The organism is Lysinibacillus sp., from assembly GCF_032093475.1.
Classification (GTDB): domain Bacteria; phylum Bacillota; class Bacilli; order Bacillales_A; family Planococcaceae; genus Lysinibacillus; species Lysinibacillus irui.
Genome location: NZ_DAMDAY010000166.1, coordinates 3555 through 7447, shown reverse-complemented (window position 1 = coordinate 7447; position 3893 = coordinate 3555). Strand labels below are relative to the sequence as shown.

The window sequence follows — 3893 nt, the reverse complement described above, 5'->3', positions numbered from 1 at the left end:
CGTAGAAGTAACCATTAAAGATGATGATCGACTAGATCCTCCTATTTCAGAAGATGCTTTAGCTATGTTAAACCTGTTAACTCACGAAGAATATGCTATTTTAAAACAACGTACAATTGAAATTTCTAAATTTGTTGCAGCCGAGCTTGCTAAAAAAGGTTTAACACTTTATGACATTAAACTAGAGTTTGGCCGCGATGCAAATACAAATGAGATTTTATTAATCGATGAAATCTCTGGTGGTAATATGCGTGCTTACAAAGGTGAGCAATACATCGAACCGCTTGAGCTAGAAAAATTGATGTTAGCTGAATAAAAATCCATTGCAAAAAAGAGTCGATCATTACGACTCTTTTTTATTTAGGGCGTTATTTTAATTTTCTACGAAACTTTTCTTCACTTCACTCGTATATTAACATATGGAATAAGCAATTATACTATTATTTTGGAGGTAGTTTGATGGAAAACTATAATGAGACATCGCAAGAAGAAAGGCCAAGACTAAATCCATTTTTATCAGCTTGGCTACATCCAAAGCAAACGACTCGTTATATGATTAATGAAAAATCTATTGGCTTTGCAATTTTGATTTTGTCTATTGGCTATATCGGCTCTCTTATGTCTGGACTAATTGATTCGGAGTTATTTCCCGATTTATCACCATGGATTTTAGCATTATTATGTATCATTTTCGCTCCAATCGTTGGTATTATCGGGACAGCTATTTCTGCATTGGTCACTTGGTTATTTGGTAAGTTATTTAAAGGTACCGGTACTTACTCTGACTTATTTAAAGGATTAAGTTTAACAGCAGTACCTTATATTGTCCTCATTCCGCTTTATATTATTTGGTTAGTTACATCACCAGATTCATTATTAGATCCGAACTTTATCGGAGATGTGCCATGGATCTTTTGGCCAACTGTTTTAGCAACTATTGTTGTTAGTGTATGGTCTTTTGTTATTTCTGTTGGCGCCGTTGCAGAAGCACATGAAATTTCTAACTGGATGGCCTTCTTCACTATCTTTATTCCAGCTGTTATTTTATTCATCGTGTTCTTTGTTCTTTTCTTTATCATCCTCATCGGTATTATTGGTGTTGGCATGATGTAAAAAAATCTCCCCTCTCATTTCAGAGAGTGGGAGATTTTTTTTTATAGTTTGAATTGAGCAATGAGTGCTTTCAATTGTAATGCTAATTCCGATAGTTGAGCAGACTTTCCAGCCATATCCTCCATTGAGCTACTTGTCTCTTCTGTCGTAGCTGTTGTTTGCTCGACACCTGCAGCAGATTCCTCTGCTACCGCAGCAATTTCTTGAATAGAGTTGTTCATTTTATGACCATCTTCTGTAACTTTCGATAAATTCGTTGAAATTAATTGGACACTCTCCACTACATCATTAATGGAGTGGCTAATCGTGTTAAATGTTTCAGTAGTAGCTTTTATTTGATTCGTTCCTTCTTTTACTTCTTGGTAACCATCCTCTAAAGAGTTCGTGACCACATCAAAATCTTGCTGAATATTCGTGACGATGGATGTAATATCGTTTACTGAAAAGGCTACTTGTTCTGCAAGCTTACGTACTTCATCTGCAACAACAGCAAATCCTTTGCCATGCTCTCCTGCTCTTGCCGCTTCAATCGCAGCATTTAAAGCTAACAGGTTCGTTTGATCTGCGATATCCTTAATGACCACGACCAATTTAGAAATTTCCTGTGCTTGAGCATCTAATTTTTTCACTTTCTCAACGGCATTTTGCACGATGCTATCAATCTTTTCCATTTGAGAATTAGAGGATGTCATAAGCTGACTTCCTTCATTCGTTAATGCTAAAACTTCTACTGAAGATTGATGAATATGTGCACCATGCTGATTCGTTTCCTGTAAATCTGCTGTAAAGCGCTCCATTAATGAAGTTAATTCACTAGAATGGTGGGCTTGTCCCTCAGCACCTGATGCTAATTCATGCATCGTAATCGCGACTTGCTCCGCTCCCATATTAACTTCATTTGCTGAATGCGTTAGCTCTTTACTAGAAGTATTAATTAAGTCAGATGCTTGAGCAATATTATGAATCATATCTTTCAACCTTATTTGCATTTGATTCATGGCGCTTGCCAGTTTACCAATTTCATCTTTTGAACGTATAGCCATACTTTCTTGAGATAAATCTCCCTCTGCAAAACGCTCCATCGCTTGAGCCGCTTGGTTAATAGGCTTCGTCATGCTACTCGCATATTGCCAAATGATCAATATCCCAACAATAATGGCCAAGCCAATTACTATAAGTGTTATTTTAAGAATACTTTGTGCTGGTTTATTGAAGTCCATTAAATAAGTGCTCGCACCAATGACCCAACCCCAATATGGATCCGTTTCCGCATAAACCCCTTTGTCCTCTAACTGACCTGAATTAGGTAATGGCCACGAATAAGAAACAAATCCACCACCTTCATTCCCTTTGGCAATGATTCCTTGTATGTACTTAACGCCATTATCATCCTCTTCATCCCAGACATTCGTACCCTCTATATTTGGATGGGCAACTGACATCCCTTTTTGGTCAACGACAAAAATATAACCATTGTCGCCAAGTTTAATGTCCTTATTAATCGGTCGCTTTCCTTCACTATCCTTTTCTCCTAAAATAGCAATCTTTACTTTTTCCTGAGCTTCCTCTAATGATAAATTGCCTTCTTCTACCTCTTGATTGAATTGCTCAATCATGGCTATCGTCATTTCCACACTATTTTTTAGATTTTCTTTCCCTACCGTCTCTAGGTTTGATTTACTTTGCTGATAGCTTATAAAACCTAAGATGAGTAACGGAATCATTAAAAGTAGCAATGAAAAAGCGATTAGCTTGGTTTTAATAGATCGAAATTGTACGATTGATTTCATTTTCCCTCATCACTTCTTTCAATTTTAAATGGACTTAAGACTTATTTTTCAATCTAAATCTGTCATCAATAAGTATTTCTTCTTCTTCAATCAACTATGTAAAACATTCCATTTTACTTAATCATTTTATTACATAAAACACTAAATAACAACAAATTTCGAGCATATTTGATAAAAAACAGATAGAGAAAAGCACTTCACTTTTCCCTATCTGCTCTATTTCCCTATTCTATTTTATTAAACAGATAATGCTGCACTTTGTTGGAATAGCTCCGAAACGCCAGATTCTACAGCTGCACCGCTCACAGCCCTCGAGACGATTGCCACAACACGTTCATCTAGTGACTTTGGTACAATGTATTCCTCTGTTAACTCCTCGTCACTGACAAGAGATGCGATTGCTTCCACAGCCGCAAGCTTCATGGCTTCATTAATATCCGTTGCTCGCACATCTAAGGCACCACGGAATATACCTGGGAATGCAAGCACATTGTTAATTTGATTCGGATAATCCGAACGTCCCGTCCCCATAACACGTACACCCCATGCTTTGGCATTTTCATAGGTAATTTCAGGATTTGGATTAGCTAAGGCAAAAACAACTGGATTTGCATTCATGGACGCAATATGTGCCTCTGTTAATAGATTCGCAACAGAGACACCAATAAAGACATCCGCACCAATTAGCGCATCATCCAATGTACCATGAAGCTTATCTGGATTCGTTAAATGTGCAACCGCTTCTTTTATCGGATTCATGCCTTCCGTACGTCCCTCATAAATAATACCTTTTGTGTCACACATATAAATATTTTTATAGCCCATTTGCACAAGGATACGTAAAATAGCAATTCCTGCTGCACCCGCTCCATTAATAACAACCTTCATCGTTTCTACATCCTTTTGCACAATGCGATTCGCATTTATCATCGCTGCGCCTACCACGATTGCTGTTCCATGCTGATCATCATGAAATACGGGAATATCGCA

4 protein-coding genes are annotated in these 3893 nt (G+C 37.4%); 2 read left to right on the top strand and 2 right to left on the bottom strand.

Annotation, left to right across the window (positions count from 1 at the left end; translation table 11 throughout):
• The coding region (locus RT445_RS22170; RefSeq protein WP_313471576.1) for a phosphoribosylaminoimidazolesuccinocarboxamide synthase at positions 1–316 on the top strand (316 nt) is incomplete at its 5' end.
• 143 nt (positions 317–459) lie between these two features.
• Positions 460–1113 carry a Yip1 family protein gene (locus RT445_RS22165; RefSeq protein WP_312507121.1) on the top strand — a complete coding sequence of 218 codons (654 nt, stop codon included), beginning with the start codon at positions 460–462 and terminating at the stop codon, positions 1111–1113.
• Positions 1114–1154: 41 nt separating this feature from the next.
• Here RT445_RS22165 and RT445_RS22160 read toward each other — a convergent pair whose 3' ends face one another.
• Together RT445_RS22160 and RT445_RS22155 are read right to left on the bottom strand one after the other, a co-directional pair.
• Entirely contained in the window at positions 1155–2903 is a 1749-nt protein-coding gene (locus RT445_RS22160) for a methyl-accepting chemotaxis protein (protein WP_312507122.1), read from the bottom strand.
• A 237-nt stretch (positions 2904–3140) separates the two neighbouring features.
• On the bottom strand, positions 3141–3893 hold a 753-nt coding region (locus tag RT445_RS22155; protein WP_313471574.1), incomplete at its 5' end, for an NAD(P)-dependent malic enzyme.